At 68.7% G+C, this 15,178-nt stretch carries 13 protein-coding genes; 5 read left to right on the top strand and 8 right to left on the bottom strand.

Annotation, left to right across the window (positions count from 1 at the left end; all coding sequences use genetic code 11):
- Positions 1–12: 12 nt before the first annotated feature.
- The 8 genes from WG902_RS00445 to WG902_RS00410 form a co-directional block, all read right to left on the bottom strand.
- On the bottom strand, positions 13–807 hold the full coding sequence (locus tag WG902_RS00445) for an enoyl-CoA hydratase-related protein (RefSeq protein WP_340057907.1): 795 nt from the start codon (positions 805–807) through the stop codon (positions 13–15).
- A complete protein-coding gene (locus WG902_RS00440; protein ID WP_340057906.1) occupies positions 804–1,178 on the bottom strand; it encodes a Zn-ribbon domain-containing OB-fold protein in 375 nt (124 codons plus the stop codon). Before WG902_RS00440 ends, WG902_RS00445 begins: the two co-directional genes overlap by 4 nt.
- 2 nt (positions 1,179–1,180) lie before the next feature.
- Positions 1,181–2,341, bottom strand: coding sequence for a thiolase domain-containing protein (locus WG902_RS00435; protein ID WP_340057905.1), 1,161 nt, complete (start codon positions 2,339–2,341; stop codon positions 1,181–1,183).
- On the bottom strand, positions 2,338–3,561 hold the full coding sequence (locus WG902_RS00430) for a CaiB/BaiF CoA transferase family protein (protein WP_340057904.1): 1,224 nt from the start codon (positions 3,559–3,561) through the stop codon (positions 2,338–2,340). The genes WG902_RS00435 and WG902_RS00430 overlap by 4 nt, the downstream gene beginning before the upstream one ends.
- A gap of 143 nt (positions 3,562–3,704) precedes the next feature.
- Complete coding sequence (locus WG902_RS00425) at positions 3,705–4,769, bottom strand: acyl-CoA dehydrogenase family protein (protein ID WP_340057903.1); 1,065 nt, start codon at positions 4,767–4,769, stop codon at positions 3,705–3,707.
- Positions 4,770–4,792: 23 nt separating this feature from the next.
- Positions 4,793–5,932, bottom strand: coding sequence for an acyl-CoA dehydrogenase family protein (locus tag WG902_RS00420; protein ID WP_340057901.1), 1,140 nt, complete (start codon positions 5,930–5,932; stop codon positions 4,793–4,795).
- Positions 5,933–5,937: 5 nt separating this feature from the next.
- Positions 5,938–6,738 carry a crotonase/enoyl-CoA hydratase family protein gene (locus tag WG902_RS00415; RefSeq protein WP_340057899.1) on the bottom strand — a complete coding sequence of 267 codons (801 nt, stop codon included), beginning with the start codon at positions 6,736–6,738 and terminating at the stop codon, positions 5,938–5,940.
- A gap of 27 nt (positions 6,739–6,765) precedes the next feature.
- Positions 6,766–8,469, bottom strand: coding sequence for an N-acyl-D-amino-acid deacylase family protein (locus tag WG902_RS00410; RefSeq protein WP_340057898.1), 1,704 nt, complete (start codon positions 8,467–8,469; stop codon positions 6,766–6,768).
- Positions 8,470–8,686: 217 nt separating this feature from the next.
- On the opposite strand from WG902_RS00410, the gene WG902_RS00405 reads away from it, so the two are divergent.
- Genes WG902_RS00405 through WG902_RS00385 form a run of 5 tightly spaced genes read left to right on the top strand, consistent with a single transcriptional unit; the run spans position 8,687 to position 14,281 of the window.
- Positions 8,687–9,655, top strand: a complete 969-nt coding sequence (locus tag WG902_RS00405; protein ID WP_340057897.1) for a Bug family tripartite tricarboxylate transporter substrate binding protein — start codon at positions 8,687–8,689, stop codon at positions 9,653–9,655.
- Between the two features lie 5 nt (positions 9,656–9,660).
- Positions 9,661–11,364 (top strand): N-acyl-D-amino-acid deacylase family protein, encoded by a 1,704-nt coding sequence (locus tag WG902_RS00400; RefSeq protein ID WP_340057896.1) that lies wholly within the window; start codon positions 9,661–9,663, stop codon positions 11,362–11,364.
- 16 nt (positions 11,365–11,380) lie between these two features.
- Positions 11,381–12,367, top strand: a complete 987-nt coding sequence (locus WG902_RS00395) for a dihydrodipicolinate synthase family protein (protein WP_340057895.1) — start codon at positions 11,381–11,383, stop codon at positions 12,365–12,367.
- Complete coding sequence (locus WG902_RS00390) at positions 12,360–13,355, top strand: Bug family tripartite tricarboxylate transporter substrate binding protein (protein WP_340057894.1); 996 nt, start codon at positions 12,360–12,362, stop codon at positions 13,353–13,355. Before WG902_RS00395 ends, WG902_RS00390 begins: the two co-directional genes overlap by 8 nt.
- A complete protein-coding gene (locus WG902_RS00385; RefSeq protein WP_340057893.1) occupies positions 13,355–14,281 on the top strand; it encodes a DMT family transporter in 927 nt (308 codons plus the stop codon). Before WG902_RS00390 ends, WG902_RS00385 begins: the two co-directional genes overlap by 1 nt.
- Positions 14,282–15,178: the final 897 nt, after the last annotated feature.

The raw sequence follows: 15,178 nt of genomic DNA, 5'->3' as shown, positions 1-15,178 counted from the left end.
CGGGGGCGGAGTCTAACCGCGATGCCAGCCCGGCTTGCGCTTCTCGAAGAAGCTGGCGATGCCTTCGCGGGCCTCGGGTGAGTCCCACATGTCGGCGACACGGTCGACAGCGTAGGTGAAGTTGTCTTCCTGGCCGTGCGTCGACACGTAGGCCAGCAGCTTCTTGATCGTGCCCAGCGCCTGCGGGCCGCACGCCAGGAAGTGGCGGACCTCGTCCTCGATCGCGTCGTCCAGGCTCTCGGGCGACACGGCCTCGTGCAGCAGCCCGTAGCGCACCGCCTCCTCGCCGCTGAACTGGCGCGCGGAAAGGAAAAGCCTGCGCGCCTGCGAGATGCCGACGCGGCGGGTGACGTAGGGCGATATCATGCCCGGGACCATCCCGAGCCTCGCCTCGGTGATGGCGAAGCGGCCCGCAGTGGTTCCGATCGCCACGTCGGCAACGCAGATCAGCGCCATCGCGCCGGCGAAGGCCGATCCGTTGACACGCGCGACCAACGGCTTGGACAGCAGGTCCATGTCGCGCAGCAGCAGGGCCAGCTTGCCCGCTTCCCGCACGCGCTCGTCGCGAGAGGATTCGCGTTGCGAACCCTGGTACTTCAGGTCTCCGCCCGAGCAGAAGGTCTCGCCGCGGCCGCTGAGGACGGCCACGCGGGTCGCGGCATCCGCCTCGATGCGCGCGAACGCATCGCGCAGTTCCTCCCACATGGTGCCGTTCATGGCGTTGCGCACCTGCGGCCGTGCCAGCCACACGGTGGCGACGCCGCGTTCGTCCTGCTGCACTTCGATGGTGGTGTAGTCGTTGTTCATGGGTTCGCCTGCCGCTCGGGCGTGAACAGGATCAGGGGGATGACGCCGTCGCCGGCTGTGACGAGGGCACGCACGCGGTCGCCGATGCGCACGGCGTCCAGGTCGCATTCGACCATGTTGCTCAGCACGGTGGGGCCTTCATCCAGCGTGACCAGCACCAGCGCGTACGGCGTCTCCGTGCGCCGCACCACGCTGACGCTGTAGACCGTTCCTGCACCCGTCGCCGCCTGCCATTCGATGTCCGGTCCGCCGCACAAAGGGCAGAACGCGCGCGGGTACCAGTGTGCACGGGCGCAACGCACACAAACGGGGAGCAGCAGGCGCCCCTCGGCAGCAGCGGCCCGGAAGGCGGAGAAAGCTGCACCTTCCATCGTCAGCCCTCCCGTTCCAGCAGCACGGTGGCGTGGCCGTGGCCGCTGCCCATCACCTTGCCGGGGCCGCAGGCAAGCGCTACCGCGCAGTCCTTCACCTGGACGGCCGGATGCGCCTCTCCGCGCAATTGCCGCACGGCTTCGACCAGCTTGGTCATGCCACCGCGGTTGCCGGGATGGTTGTTGCACAGTCCGCCGCCGTCCGTGTTCCAGGGCAGGCGGCCGCTGCCCGCCAGCAGATGGCCATCCGCGGCGAAGCGGCCGGCCTCACCCTTCGCGCAGAACCCCAGATCCTCCAGCTGCAGCAGCACCATGATGGTGAAGTTGTCGTAGATGGACGCGTACTGCACGTCCGCGGGCTGCATGCGCGCTTGCGCGAACGCCGCCGCGCCGGATTGCACGGCGCCCGTGACCGTGATGTCGGCGTATCCGCCCTGCCGCGTGCGCACGGCCTGCCCGCTGCCGGCCACGCGCACCAGGGGCCGTCCGAGGGAGCGCGCGATCTCCGGACGCGTGAGCACGAGTGCGCCGCCGCCGTCGGTGACCACGCAGCAGTCCAGGCGCCGGATGCCGTCGGCGATCACCGGCGAAGCCAGCACCTCCTGCACCGTCACGGGTTTCGGCAGCAGCGCTCGCGGATTGTGCTGCGCATGCAGCGAGGCCGTGACCTTTACCCAGGCAAGCTGTTCCGGCGTGGCGCCGTGCTGGTGCATGTAGCGCTGCGCGATCAGGCCGTAGATGCCGGCGATGGTGGGCCGGTACGGCGCTTCCAGCGCCGCGTCCGGCGGCCCCGTCGCGCCGGATGAGGCCAGCCCCGGCGGCGCGCGATCGCTGCGCGGCTTGCCGGCCAGCGTGACCAGGGCCACGTTGCATTGGCCGCTTGCGATGGCCGCGGCGGCATGCGCCACGTGGACGAGGTACGAGCAACCGCCCGACTCCGTTCCGTCGATCCACCGCAGGTCGAGATTCAGATAGTCCGCCATGTACAGCGGGCTCGCGCCCGGCGCATCGGCTGCGCAGAAGTAGCCGTCGACGTCGGTGAGCTGCAGGCCAGCATCGGCCAGCGCGCCGCGCGCACACTCCGCGTGCAGCTGCGCCAGCGACAGTTCGGGCGCGTGGCGCGCCGGGTGTTCGAACGCGCCTGCGACCCAGGCAGCGCTCATGGGGTCTCGGCCGCCTGCACCGCCGAACCTGAACTCACCAGGGCGTCGATGTCCTTCTCGCTGACGCCGGCTTCGCGCAGCACCTCGCGCGTGTTTTCACCCAGGCGCGGCGCGTGATGGCGCACCTCGAACTTGCTGCCCCCGAAGGTGATGGGGCTTCGCACCGAACGGTACGGGCCCTCGGTCGGGTGCACCTTGGCCTGGAACATTCCGACGGCCTGCAGGTGCGCGTCGCCGGCCAGGTCTTCCAGCGCATGCACGGGCATGCAGGGGATGCTGACGCCGTCGCAGAAAGCGATCCACTCGGCGTTGGTGTGGTGCGGCGCCTCCTCCTCCACCAGCGCGTACAGCCGGTCGATGTGCTGCGCGCGGTCGGCCAGGCTGGTGAACCGCGGGTCTCCGAGGAAGTCGTCGCGCCCCGTGAAGCGGAAGAAGTCCTGCCAGTTGCGGTCGGAATACGGCAGGATGCACATGAAGCTGTCGGCGGTGCGGAAGGGCTTGCGGTAGCGGCTGAGCACGCGGCCGAAGCCGTGCTCGCCCAGCGGCGGCTCGAACGTCGCCGCATGCAGGTGTTCGACCAGCGCGAATTCCACGGCGGTCTCGAGCATCGGCACTTCGAGGGCCTGGCCCCCGCCGCCGCGCGCCTGCTGGTGCAGCGCGCCGAGCACCGCATAGGCGACGGCCTGGCCGGTGATCTTGTCGCACAGCACGGTGGGCGCATAGGACGGATCGCCCTGCACGCGCGCCGACAGGCTCGCCAGGCCCGAGCCCGCCTGGATCACGTCGTCGTAGGCCGCCTTGTCCGCGTACGGTCCCGTCGAGCCGAAGCCGACGGCGCCGCAGTAGACGATCTCCGGGTTCACCTCCCGCACGGCCGCATAGCCCACGCCCAGGCGGTCGGCGGCCTGCTGCCGCATGTTGTGCACGAACACGTTCGCACCCGCCACCAGCTTCATCAGCGCCCGCAGGCCTTCGGGCCGCTTCAAGTCCAGCGACACGCTGCGCTTGTTGCGGTTGAGGTTCATGTAGTAGCCCGCCATGCCATCGCTGCGCATGGGACGGTAGTGCCGGGTCTGGTCGCCGCTTGGCGTCTCCACCTTGATCACGTCGGCGCCCATGTCGCCCAGGATGCGGGTGGCATACGGCCCGAGGACGACGCTCGTGAGGTCCACGATGCGCACGCCCTGCAGCGGGCCCCGGCTGAAATCGTTCTTTCCCATCTTCTCCCCTTGCTCGTCGCGGCAGCGCGGGCTTCAGTCCATTGCCTTCATGATGCGCAGAAGCATAGACAGCACCCCTCGCCCCGGAAAGCGACTTTTTTTCGCCGACTCGGAGTCGCGTTTCGAATGCGGTCCGGGAGCGATCAAAGCCGCGTGACGGCCGGCCACAGCGCGTCGGCGCCGCGGCTGCACGCGAGTTCGCCCAGGCGGCGGTTCCACCACGTCTCCGACCCGAACTCGTCGCGCCAGGACCAGAGCCGTCGCGTGAAGTGATGGAGCACGTGCTCCTGCGTGAAACCGATCGCGCCGTGCACCTGGTGGCAGGCGGTGGCCACCTTGCCGGCGGCTTCGCCGGCGCGTGACTTGGCAACCGCCGTCAGGAATTCCAGTTGCGCGGGGTCGCCGTCCCAGCGCGAGCACGCGAGCTCCACCGCCGCGCCCGCCGCGGCCGTTTCGCCGACGGCTTCTACCAGCATCGCCTGCACGGCGGGAAACTTGCCGATCGGCTGACCGAATTGCACGCGCTCGCCGGCGTACTGCAGCGTCAGGTCCAGGCAGCGCTGCATCGCGCCGGCCAGCTGCTGCGCGCGCACCAGCGCGCCGGCAACGCGCGGCAGCGGCGTGATGGCCGGGCGGTCGAGCGGCAGCACCGCATCATCCGGAATCGGCATGTCCAGCGTGATCGTGTCCCGTGCTTCGTTGGCCAGGCTGCTGCCGGCTTCCTTCGGAACGCCTTGCAGGTCCACCTTCACGAGGCAGGGCTGTCCCGCATCATTCCAGGCCTGCAACACCGCCACGCCCGCGTGGCGCGCCCACGACAGCCGGCGCAACGTGCCGCGCAGCCGCAGGCCGCCGGTGGACGACAGCTGCGGCCCGTCGCTTGCGTCGTTGGAGCCCAGCGTCCATGGCGCCTCGAGCTCTGCGAGCTCGCCGCCGGCGGCGCACCAAAGCGCACGGGCAGCCAGCGTTTCTCCCAGCGGCAGCGGCAGTGCGTGGTAGGCGGCGCGCCGCGCCAGCGCAAAGGCGTCCGCAGGCGCCAAACCGGCGCCGCCGTGGCTGGCGGGCACCAGCGCGTCCAGGTAGCCGCTGCTCGCCAGCTGCGCCCATTCCTCGCGGCACCATTCGCCGCCGTCCGCCCGGGCCAGCAAGGCCGGCGTGGCGAGGTCGGCGAACAGGCGCTCGCTGTGTTCGGCCACCAGGGCGGCCATTTCCTGATCGTGTTGTGCCATCGTCATCGCAATCCCAGGGCACGCGCGAGGATGCCGCGCAGCACTTCGCGGGTGCCGCCGCGCAGCGTGAAGCTGGGCGCCACCAGTTCGACCTGCGCCAGCGCCGCGGCAAAGCGGCCGCCTTCGCGCGCCGGCTCCACGTCCACCAGCAAGCGCGCCAACTCCGGAATCTCGCGCTCGAAGGTCGTGCCCAGGTCCTTGATCAGCGCCGCTTCCGTCGCCGGGTCGGTGCCCGCCTGCAGCAATCCGGCAACCGAGGCCGACATCGTGCGCAGGGTCACCAGGTGCGCGACCAGTCGCCCCACCTGCGCGGACTGGGCCGCGTCAGGCGAACGCCCTACTTCGTCCACCAGGGCCAGCAGCAGCTGGAAGGCGCTGAGGAAGCGGTCGGGGCCCGAACGTTCCAGCGACAGCTCCGAGGTCACCATCTTCCAGCCGTCACCGGGTGCGCCGATCAGCATGTCATCGGGCACGAAGCAGCCCTCGAAGTGGACTTCGTTGAATTCGTGGTGGCCCGACAGGTCCAGGATGGGACGCACCGTCACCCCCGGTGAGCGCGTGTCCACGATCATCTGCGTCAGGCCGGCGTGCTTCTTTGCTTCGGGATCGGTGCGCACCAGTACGATCAGGTAGTCCACCTGGTGCGCATTGGTCGTCCACACCTTGGTGCCGGTGATGCGCCAGCCGCCGTCGACCTGCTGCGCGCGCGTGCGCACGGCAGCCAGGTCGGACCCGGAGTCGGGCTCGCTCATCCCGATCCCGAATGCGCATTCGCCGCGCACGATGCGCGGCAGGATCTCGTCCCTCGCGCGCTGGCTGCCGTGCAGGAGGATCTGCGGTCCCGATTGCCGGTCGGCGATCCAGTGCGCACCGCAGGGTGCGCCGGCGGCCAGCATCTCCTCCACCACGACGTAGCGCTCCAAGGCGGGGCATTCACCGCCGCCGTAGCGGCGCGGCCAGGTCATGCCGATGAAGCCACGTTCCCCCGCTCGCCGCGTGAAGCCGCGGTCGAAGGTGGTCCAGGTGGTCTTCCAGGGCACGAAGCGGCCGCCGGCCCGCTCCTCCTCGAGGAAGGCGCGCACGCGTGCGCGAGTCGCCTCGTAGGGCGCCAGGTCGGGCGCTTGGCCGAATCGGAACTGCATCGCGCTCAGCGCCCCGTGAATACCGGCGGGCGCTTCTCGAGAAATGCGCGCACCGCTTCGTCGTGGTCGCTGGTGTTGTGCGCCAGCGCCTGGTAGGCCGCGGCCAACTCCAGCGAGCTGGCCAGCGACGAATGATCGCTCTCGCGCAGCAGCCGCTTGGTCAGGCGCACCGTGCGTGACGGATTGGCGGCGATGCGCTGCGCGAGGTCCAGCGCCTTTTCGCGCAGCTGCTCGTGGGGCGCCACCATCGTGACCAGGCCGATCGCGAGCGCGCGATGCGCATCGATGGTCTCGCCGGTGAACATCAGCTCCAGCGCCTTGGTCTGGCCGATCGTGCGCGAGAGCAGCCAGGCGCCGCCGTCGGCCGGCACGATGCCCAGCTTGACGAAGCTGCTGGCGAACGTCGCCTGGTCGGAGGCCACCCGCAGGTCGCACATGCAGGTGAGGTCCATGCCCGCGCCGATCGCCGGGCCGTTGACCATGGCAATGGTGGGGATGTCCAGTTCGTACAGCGCCAGCGGGATCTGCTGGATGCCGTTGCGATACGAGTCGCGGATGTCGGCGGGAGAGCCGGCCGAGAAACCCTTCTTGTCGCGCATGTTCTTCAGGTTGCCGCCGGCGGAGAACGCGCTGCCCGCGCCGGTAAGGATCACCACCTTCACGGTCGGGTCGCGCCGCATGCGCGCGCACACCGTCGCGAACTCCAGCATCTGGTGCTCCTCGGTGAGCGCGTTGCGCTCCTGCGGCCGATTCATCGTCAGCGTGACGATGCCTTCGTGCTGCTCGTACAGGAGGAAGTCGTCCATGGTTTCGTTGTTCCTTGTTCGTTGTCGTCAGTGCCGCATGGCGGCCGGGCCGCGCACCAGCCGGCCCGGCAGCGCTCCGGTGGCTTCGCCGTCGCGGTACACCACTTGGCCCGACACGATGGTGGCCGTGTAGCCGGTGGCCTTTTGCAGCAGGCGGTGACCGCCCGCGGGCAGGTCGAAGGCCATGAAGGGCCGCTCGCAGCGAAGGCGCTGAAAGTCGATCACGTTCAGGTCGGCCTTCATCCCGGCGCGCAGCACGCCCCGGTCCGGCAGGCCCATGGCCTGCGCATTGTCCATCGTCAGCCGGCGGATGGCCGCGGGCAGTTCGAAGGCGTCGGCGCCGGCATCGCGTGCCCAGTGGCTGAGGAAGAACGTGGGATAGCTCGCATCGACCAGCGTGGTCACGTGCGCGCCCGCGTCGCCCAGGCCGAGGATGGACGCGGGGCTGGCCAGCATCTCGCGTACGGCGCCGAAGCCAAAGTCGGTGTAATTGGCAGCGGCGTAGTAGATGAAGTTGCGGCCCTCGTCCGCCAGCAGCAGGTCGTAGGCCACTTCGCCGGGGGTGCGGCCTCCGCGTTCCGCGATCACCGGAATGGACCACTCGCGCCGCGCCGCGTATTCGAAGGACGAATCCATGCGGAACATGTGGGCGTACTCACGCCGGGATGGCCGCGGCTCGGCCAGGATGCGCGCGCGCATCGCCGGGTCGCGCAGGATGGCGACGCGCTCCGCCAGCGGCTTCTTCGCGATGGGCAGGTAGCTCGCGTTGTTGGAGAACGGGTTCTCGGTGCCCTGCAGGCCCAGCAGCACGCCGAGCTGGCGCGGCGCCACCTGCGCACGCAGCGGCAGGCCGTCGGCCCAGGCGGATTCGACCATGTCCAGCAGGTCGCGCCAGCCGTCCGGCGTCTTGTTCTCCTGGAACAGAGACAGCGTGAGCGGCCGCCCCGACGCCTCGACGATGCGCCGCATGATCCCGAACTCGTCGCGCCGCCGCTCGGGCGTGTCGAAATCGGTGCGGTACTCCAGCACGCCGCCGCCGGCGTCCTTCAGGCCCAGCGCGATCTGGGTGAGCTCGTGCTCCGTGGCGTGCAGCGTCGGCAAGGGATGGCCGGTGGCGGTCTTGTGGATCAGCGTGCGCGAGGTGGAAAAGCCGACAGCGCCGGCGCGGATGGCCTCGGCCGCCAGCGCGCGCATCTGCGCCGCATCTTCGGCGGTGGCCTCCTCCAGGCGCGCTGCGCGTTCGCCCATCACGTACACGCGCAGCGCCGCGTGCGGCACTTGGGCGCACACGTCGATGTCGTGCGCCCGGCCGTCCAGTGCGTCCAGATAGTCCCCGAAGCTTTCCCAAGACCACTGCAGGCCCTCGTGCAGCACGGCGCCGGGGATGTCCTCCACGCCTTCCATGACCTGGATCAGCAGTTCGCGATCCTTGGTGCGCACCGGCGCGAAGCCCACGCCGCAGTTGCCCATCACCGCGGTGGTCACGCCGTGCCAGCCGCTGGGCTTGAGGTGCGATTCCCAGGTGGCCTGGCCGTCGTAGTGCGTGTGCACGTCGACGAAACCGGGCGTGACGATGCGCCCGCGCGCATCCACTTCCTCCAGGCCGGGCGGCAACCCGCGGCCGACGGCCACGATCACGCCGCCATCGATGGCGACATCCGTGTCTTCCATCCCGTTCGCCCCGGTGCCGTCGTAGACGGTGCCGCCGCGCACTACCAGGTCATGTGCCATCCGTACCGCCATTGCGTTGTCCTTGGCCGGCGAGTGTAGGAGGCGCCCTGCCCCGGCGATAGCGACATTTCTTCTGTCGGATTCATCGCCTTTTTTCGCGCGGGCTGTCGCTTTTCGACTGGCAGTGCGCGAAAAAAAGTCGCTTTCGGCCGCCGCGGCTCGAACCTAGCATCGCTGCAGCCACGTGCGCAACGCCGCTGGCGTACAGGAGCATTCCATGATTTCCAGGAGACACGTGCTTGGCGCCGCACTCGCGGGCGCCGCCCCGCTGGCTTGGTCGCAGGCCGACTACCCCAGCCGCCCGATCCGCATCATCGTGCCCTTTGGCGCCGGGTCGCTGACGGGCACGTTCGCTCAACTCATCGGCGAGGGACTCAAGGAGCGGCTGGGCCAGCCGGTGGTGGTCGATTACAAGCCCGGCGCCACCGGCAACATCGGGGCCGACCTGGTCGCGAAGTCCCCGCCCGACGGGTACAACATGGTTGTCACCACCAATGCCACCTTCGCGATCAATCCCTGGATCTACGCGAAGATGCCCTTCGATCCGCTCAAGGACTTCCACCACCTGCTCACTGGCATCGCCTATGGGACCATCCTCGTGGTGCCGCCCGATTCACCGTTCAAGTCGGTGGCCGACATCGTGGCATACGGCAAGGCCAACCCAGGGAAGCTGACGCAGGCCTCGTCGGGCACCGGCAGCACCGCCCAGCTCGCGGGCGAGCTGTTCGCGCGCAGCGCCGGCTTTCGCATGCTGCACATTCCCTACAAGGGTGGGCCGCCCGCGCGCATGGACGTGATGGCCGGCCGCGTGAACCTGATGTTCACCGATCCCACCGGTGTTCCCTTGATCAAGGAGGGCAAGCTGCGCGCGCTGGCCGTCAGCAGTGCCACGCGGTCCAAGGCCCTGCCCGACGTGCCCACGCTGGCCGAGCAGGGCTTCCCGGACGTCGTGGTGGAAACCTGGTTCGGCCTGGCCCTGCCCGCCGGCACGCCGAAACCCATCGAGCAGAAGCTGGAGACCGAGATCGCCGCGTTCCTGCAACGCAAGGACACGCGCGAGCGCTTCCTGGCGCTGGGCGCCGAGGTACCGGAAGACACCAGCAGCACGGGCGCGCTGCGGCGGATCACCGCGGAGCAGAAGATGTGGGCGCCCATCATCAAGGACCTCGGAATCCGGGCGGAGTGATGCGAATGTTCGACCTCCTGATCCGCAACGCCCGGATCGCCGACGGCAGCGGCGGCGATCCCTACCCCGGCAGCCTGGCCGTGCAGGATGGCCGCATCGCGGCCGTCGGCCCGGACGTGCAAGGCGAGGCCCGCGAGACGATCGACGCAGCCGGCCGCGTGCTGATGCCCGGCATCATCGACGGGCACACGCACTACGACGCGCAGATCACCTGGGATCCGTTCGCAGACCCGTCGCCCGCCAACGGCGTGACGACCGTCGTAATGGGCAACTGCGGCTTCACCATCGCGCCTTGCCGGCCCGAGCACCGTGACCTGACGATGCGCAACCTGACGCACGTCGAAGGCATGTCACTGGACGCGCTGCGCGCCGGCATCCGGTGGGAGTTCGAGAGTTTTCCGCAGTACCTGGACATGCTGCAGCGGCTTGGCGTCGGGCCCAACGTGGCGGGCTTCGTCGGCCACTCCTCGGTGCGCACGTACGTGATGGGCGCGGACGCGTCGGCCCGCGCTGCCACCGACGAGGAGATCGCCCGCATGGCGCAAGTCGTGCGCGATGCGCTGGAAGCGGGCGCCGTGGGCTTCTCGTCGACGACCAACGAGCCGCACAACGGCGAAGGCGGCGTGCCGATGCCGTCGCGGCTGGCGGACGAACGCGAGCTGCGCGCATTGACCCGGGTGCTGGGCGACAGCGGGCGCGGCGTGTTCATGACGACCAAGGGCGCGTGCACGTCGATCGCCGAACTCGAGGTCCTGGCGCTCGCCAACCGACGCCCGACGCTCGTGTCGGGCTTCCTGCACAACCCCGCGAACCCGACGCGCGCCAGCGGCTTCCTGGCCGAGATCGCGGCGGCTCGCCGCCGAGGCGCCCGAATGTGGGGCGAAGTCACCTGCTGCCCCCTGACGATGGACTTCACGCTGGAGTCCGCGTACATGTTCGAAGGCTTCCCGGCATGGTTGCCGGCCATGACGGCCCATGGCGCCGAAGAACTCGCCGCGGTCTACCGGGACCCCGCCTTCCGTGCCGCCGTGAAGCGGGACCTGGTGGCACTGCGCGGCAAGCGCGCCTTCAACAGCGAGTGGGACAAGCTGCACGTGCTCGAGGTCATGTCTCCCGAGAACGCGGCGCTCGAAGGCCGCTCGATCGCCGACATCGCCGCGGCCAGCGGCAAGGAACCGCTCGACGCCCTGCTGGACCTGGGCCTGTCCGAAACCCTGCGCACGCGCTTCACGGCCACCCTCCTGAACTCGGATGACGCCGAGGTGGCGAAGCTGATCGCCGACCCGGACAACTACGTGACCCTCTCGGACGCCGGTGCGCATCTCAGCTTTTTCTGCGATGCCGGCTTCGGCCTGCACCTGCTGGGCAAATGGTCCCGCGACCTGGGCGTCTTCAAGCTCGGCGAGGCGGTGCGCAAGCTCACGGCGCAACCGGCCGACATCTTCGGCCTGAAAGGCCGCGGCCGCCTGCAAGCCGGCCACTGGGCCGACCTGATGCTTTTCGACCCCGCCACGGTCAGCCGGGGCAAGGCGCGGCGCGTGGAAGACCTGCCGGCTGGCGCAGCGCGCGTGGTGCGCCCTGCCGTGGGCGTCCACGGCGTGTGGGTGAACGGCGAGCGCGTGGTCGGCGATGATGGCACCGTGTCGCAGCAGCGCCGGCCCGGCCAGGTGTTGCGCGACTTCGAACGCAGCGCGGCCGGCGCACATTGAAGGGAAAAGACGAGACATGAGCAGCAAGAGTACTTTTCAGGCGCGGGGGGTCATCCCCGCCTGCCTGTTGCCGATGCGGGAGGACTATTCCATCGATACGGCATCGCTGGCGAAGCACGTGCGCGACGTCGCTGCCGTCGACGGCGTGAAGTCGCTGGTGATAAATGCGCACGCATCGGAGATCAGCTCGTGCACTTTCGAGGAGCAGGAGCAGGTCCTGGCGACGACGGTAGAGGCCGTGGGTGACCGCACGCACGTGATCCAGGGCATCTACCCGGAAGGCAGCCTGGAGGCGGCACGCGTGGCCAGGATGGCGCAACGCGGCGGTGCCTCTGCACTGCTGGTGTTTCCGCCCGGCATCTTCAGCGGCGGCGCCAACCACCGGCCCGAGGTGGTGCTGAACCATTACCGGCACATCGCCGCGGCGAGCGACCTGCCCCTGATCATTTTCCAGTTCCGCGTCGCGGACCTCGGTCACAGCCACGAGGTACTGCACCGCCTGGTCGACGAGATCCCGGCCATCTGCGGCATCAAGGACGTGTCGGACCATCCGGTGTTCCTTGAGAAGACGGTACGTGAGATCCAGCATGGCCCGCGGAAGGTCACCGTCTTCAGCGCGCACAACCCCTGGCTGCTGCCTTCCCTGGTGACCGGCTGCGACGGCATCATCTCGGGCTCGGGAAGCACCATTGCCGACTTGCAGTGCGCCTTGTACGAAGCGGTGAAGGCGAACGACCTGGAGGCCGCGCGCCGCCATGCCGACCGGCTGTACATCACCACCGGCATCTTCTACGGCTCCCCGCGGCTGGACCAGCACAACCGCATGAAGGAAGCACAAGTGGCGCTCGGACGCCTGCCCGGTGCCACGGTGCGCCCGCCCCTGCTGAAACTCGCCGCCTCCGAGATCGATCGCATCCGCACCGGCCTCGAAATGGCCGGCATCCGGCGCGAAGGCGCCTTCACCCAATACGATCGCAAGACGGGGAAACGAACCGATGCATGACGCCTTCTTCATCAGCCGCCGCAAGCTGCTCGCCGGCGGGGCGCTCGCACCTGCCGCGGCGCTGCTGGGCGGCCCCGCGCGCGCAGCCGACTTTCCGACCAGGACCATCACCGTCATCTCCCCGTTCCCGCCGGGCGGGCTGAACGACACAAGCGCGCGCGCCGTCGCCCGCGCCCTGCAGGCCGAGCTCGGGAAGAACGCGATCGTGGAGAACCGCCCTGGCGGCGGCACCATGATCGCGCTGGAGCACCTGTCGCGACAGGCGCCGGACGGCCACACGCTGCTGATCTGCGGCGACACCAACATGGCCGTGATGCCGCACCTGCAGCCGAACCTGTCGTTCAGCCTCGAAAAGGATTTCGCTCCCATCACGCTGCTGGTCAGCGCACCCGCGGTGCTGGTGGTGCGGCCGTCGCTGGCGGTGAAGTCCGTGCAGGACCTGGTCGCCCTGGCCAAGGCCCAGCCTGGGAAGCTGAGCTACGCCTCCGCCGGCAACGCGACGCCGCCACACATGATCGCGGAGCAGTTCAAGAGCCGCGCGGGCCTGGCCATCTCGCACGTTCCGTTCAAGGGAGCCAGCGAAGGCCTGACGAACGTGCTGGGCGACCACGTCGACCTGATGTTCGTCGACCTGGCCACGGCCTCGGCGCAGGTCAAGGCGAACAAGGTGCGCGCGCTGGCCGTGTCCACGGCGAAGCGTTCGAAGCTGCTGCCGGACGTGCCCACCATCGCGGAGAGCGGCTTGCCCGGGTTCGAAGGGCGCGCGTGGCAAGGCGTCATCACACGCCAGGGCACGCCTGCCGACGTGATCCTGGTGCTCAACCGGGCGATCGTCGCGGGCATGCAGCGGCCCGAGATCGGTGGTGTCTACGACTCCCAGGGCGCCGAACTCGTCACCTCCACGCCCGAGCAGTTCGCGGCCATGATCGCCGACGAACGCGCCAAGGCGGGACGCCTGATACAGCAAGCCGGCATCAAGCTCGGCTGATGGGTCGCACGACGGATGGCGGCGGGCCGTCCGGCCTGCTGCCTGGCCTTGCCGTGGCCGCGGCCGGTTCGATCGCCTTCAGCGGCAAGGCCATCATCGCCAAGATGGCGTACCGTTACGGCGTGGATGCGGTGACCCTGCTGATGCTGCGCATGTTGTTCGCGCTGCCGCTGTTCGTGCTGATGGCTGCCTGGGCGGGCCGGGGCCAGCCGCCCCTGAACGGCAAGCAATGGGCGGGCATCGCCGGACTGGGCTTCTCCGGCTATTACCTCGCCAGCTACCTCGACTTCGCTGGGCTCGCCTACATCAGCGCATCGCTCGAACGGCTGGTCCTGTACCTGACACCGACCTTCGTGCTGCTGCTCGGATGGCTTCTGCACGGCAAGCGCGTGACCCGCATGCACCTGGCCGGCAGTGCCATCAGCTACCTCGGCGTGGCGCTGGTGTTCGGCCGTGAGTTCGGCACGCTCGGCCCCGGTGCCGCATGGGGCTTCGCGCTCGTTCTCGGCAGCGCCATCAGTTATGCCGTTTACCTGGTCTACAGCGGGCAGATGGTGCAGATTCTCGGCGCGACCCGGCTCGTCGGCCTGGCGACCACCTTCGCCTGCCTGTGCTGCATCCTGCAATTCACACTGCTGCGGCCCTGGAGCAGCGTGGTCACGCTGGCGCCACAGGTCATCTGGCTTTCGCTGTTGAACGCCACCCTGTGCACGGCTATCCCGGTGCTGCTCGTGATGATGGCCATCGCGCGGCTGGGACCCGCGCTGTACTCCCAGGTCAGCATGGTCGGGCCCTTGTCCACCATCTTCCTGAGCGTGCTACTGCTTGACGAAACGTTGACCGCAGGGATCGTTCTTGGGACCGGCTTGGTACTGCTGGGGATCTGGGTGTTCTCGCGTGAGCCGACATTTGGTAGGTCGACATAGGAGCCGCGGGGATCATCGGCCAGACAAGCCAGCGCTTCAGGGCTGTGCACGGTGAAACCTCACCTTCCGCGAAGCCAGCCGTGTGGCCCAGTCGATGGATCGCCACGAAGATAATTCGCCTTCGTTCTCGGCACCCGGCTCCTAGACTTGCCTCACAACAAGCAGGAAACAAATGAAGCGAACCTCCGCCGACGAGGCATGACCCCGGTCGCAAACTCCCTCGTACAGCGCCTGCGCGAGGGCCGCACCCTCCCCGGCACGCAGTGATTCTCGGCCAGCCCGGTGCTGGTCAAGGCAATGGGCACGACCGGCCTCGACTTCGTCACCATCGACATGGAGCACTGCCCTACGGGGCTGGAGACCGTTGCCCACCTCTTGCGCGCCACGGGCCGCAGCCTTCCAGCGTCGCCCTCGCCGACTCACGCGTCCTAATGGAGCTTCGATTCCGGCGGGAAGACCAGGGTCGAAATCGAAGAGTCTCGAAGGTCGGATCGAGACCGCGGCGCACGCCACCAGCGTGCGCCAAAAACAGCAGCGCACGCCACGATCAGAGCAGCTGCGACGACAAAGGCTGCGTCTACCAGGTTCGGAAAAAAGCTCGTGTCCATGTGACCAGCATACGTGACGACACTTGTAGTCACGCAAGTAGGTAACTTCACCGATGGCGCTTATCAAAGTGCATTGAGCGTGGTGTGCCTATCGGTACTCATCCTTGAGACGGCGCACGCAGGAGACAGCGCAAAAAACAAAAAGCCCTGAGTCATCAGGGCTCTTTGCTGCTTCGGGAGACCATTCTGGGCCTCCTCGAAATCGGTTCTGGCGGAGCGACAGGCAGCAGTATTGGGCGCCTAAGTACCAGTCGCAGAAGGAATTTCTGAAATCCTTCTGGAGCGGTAC

The organism is Ramlibacter sp. PS3R-8 (assembly GCF_037572435.1).
GTDB lineage: Bacteria > Pseudomonadota > Gammaproteobacteria > Burkholderiales > Burkholderiaceae_C > Ramlibacter.
The sequence above is the reverse complement of the archived record's forward strand: the minus strand, read 5'-3'. Positions and strand labels throughout refer to the sequence as shown.

Excerpts from the sequence above, each read along its gene's own strand:
- WG902_RS00445 (WP_340057907.1), bottom strand. The coding sequence starts at position 807 with ATGAACAACGACTACACCACCATCGAAGTGCAGCAGGACGAACGCGGC.
- WG902_RS00440 (WP_340057906.1), bottom strand. The coding sequence starts at position 1,178 with ATGGAAGGTGCAGCTTTCTCCGCCTTCCGGGCCGCTGCTGCCGAGGGG.
- WG902_RS00435 (WP_340057905.1), bottom strand. The coding sequence starts at position 2,341 with ATGAGCGCTGCCTGGGTCGCAGGCGCGTTCGAACACCCGGCGCGCCAC.
- WG902_RS00430 (WP_340057904.1), bottom strand. The coding sequence starts at position 3,561 with ATGGGAAAGAACGATTTCAGCCGGGGCCCGCTGCAGGGCGTGCGCATC.
- WG902_RS00425 (WP_340057903.1), bottom strand. The coding sequence starts at position 4,769 with ATGGCCGCCCTGGTGGCCGAACACAGCGAGCGCCTGTTCGCCGACCTC.
- WG902_RS00420 (WP_340057901.1), bottom strand. The coding sequence starts at position 5,932 with ATGCAGTTCCGATTCGGCCAAGCGCCCGACCTGGCGCCCTACGAGGCG.
- WG902_RS00415 (WP_340057899.1), bottom strand. The coding sequence starts at position 6,738 with ATGGACGACTTCCTCCTGTACGAGCAGCACGAAGGCATCGTCACGCTG.
- WG902_RS00410 (WP_340057898.1), bottom strand. The coding sequence starts at position 8,469 with ATGGCACATGACCTGGTAGTGCGCGGCGGCACCGTCTACGACGGCACC.
- WG902_RS00405 (WP_340057897.1), top strand. The coding sequence starts at position 8,687 with ATGATTTCCAGGAGACACGTGCTTGGCGCCGCACTCGCGGGCGCCGCC.
- WG902_RS00400 (WP_340057896.1), top strand. The coding sequence starts at position 9,661 with ATGTTCGACCTCCTGATCCGCAACGCCCGGATCGCCGACGGCAGCGGC.
- WG902_RS00395 (WP_340057895.1), top strand. The coding sequence starts at position 11,381 with ATGAGCAGCAAGAGTACTTTTCAGGCGCGGGGGGTCATCCCCGCCTGC.
- WG902_RS00390 (WP_340057894.1), top strand. The coding sequence starts at position 12,360 with ATGCATGACGCCTTCTTCATCAGCCGCCGCAAGCTGCTCGCCGGCGGG.
- WG902_RS00385 (WP_340057893.1), top strand. The coding sequence starts at position 13,355 with ATGGGTCGCACGACGGATGGCGGCGGGCCGTCCGGCCTGCTGCCTGGC.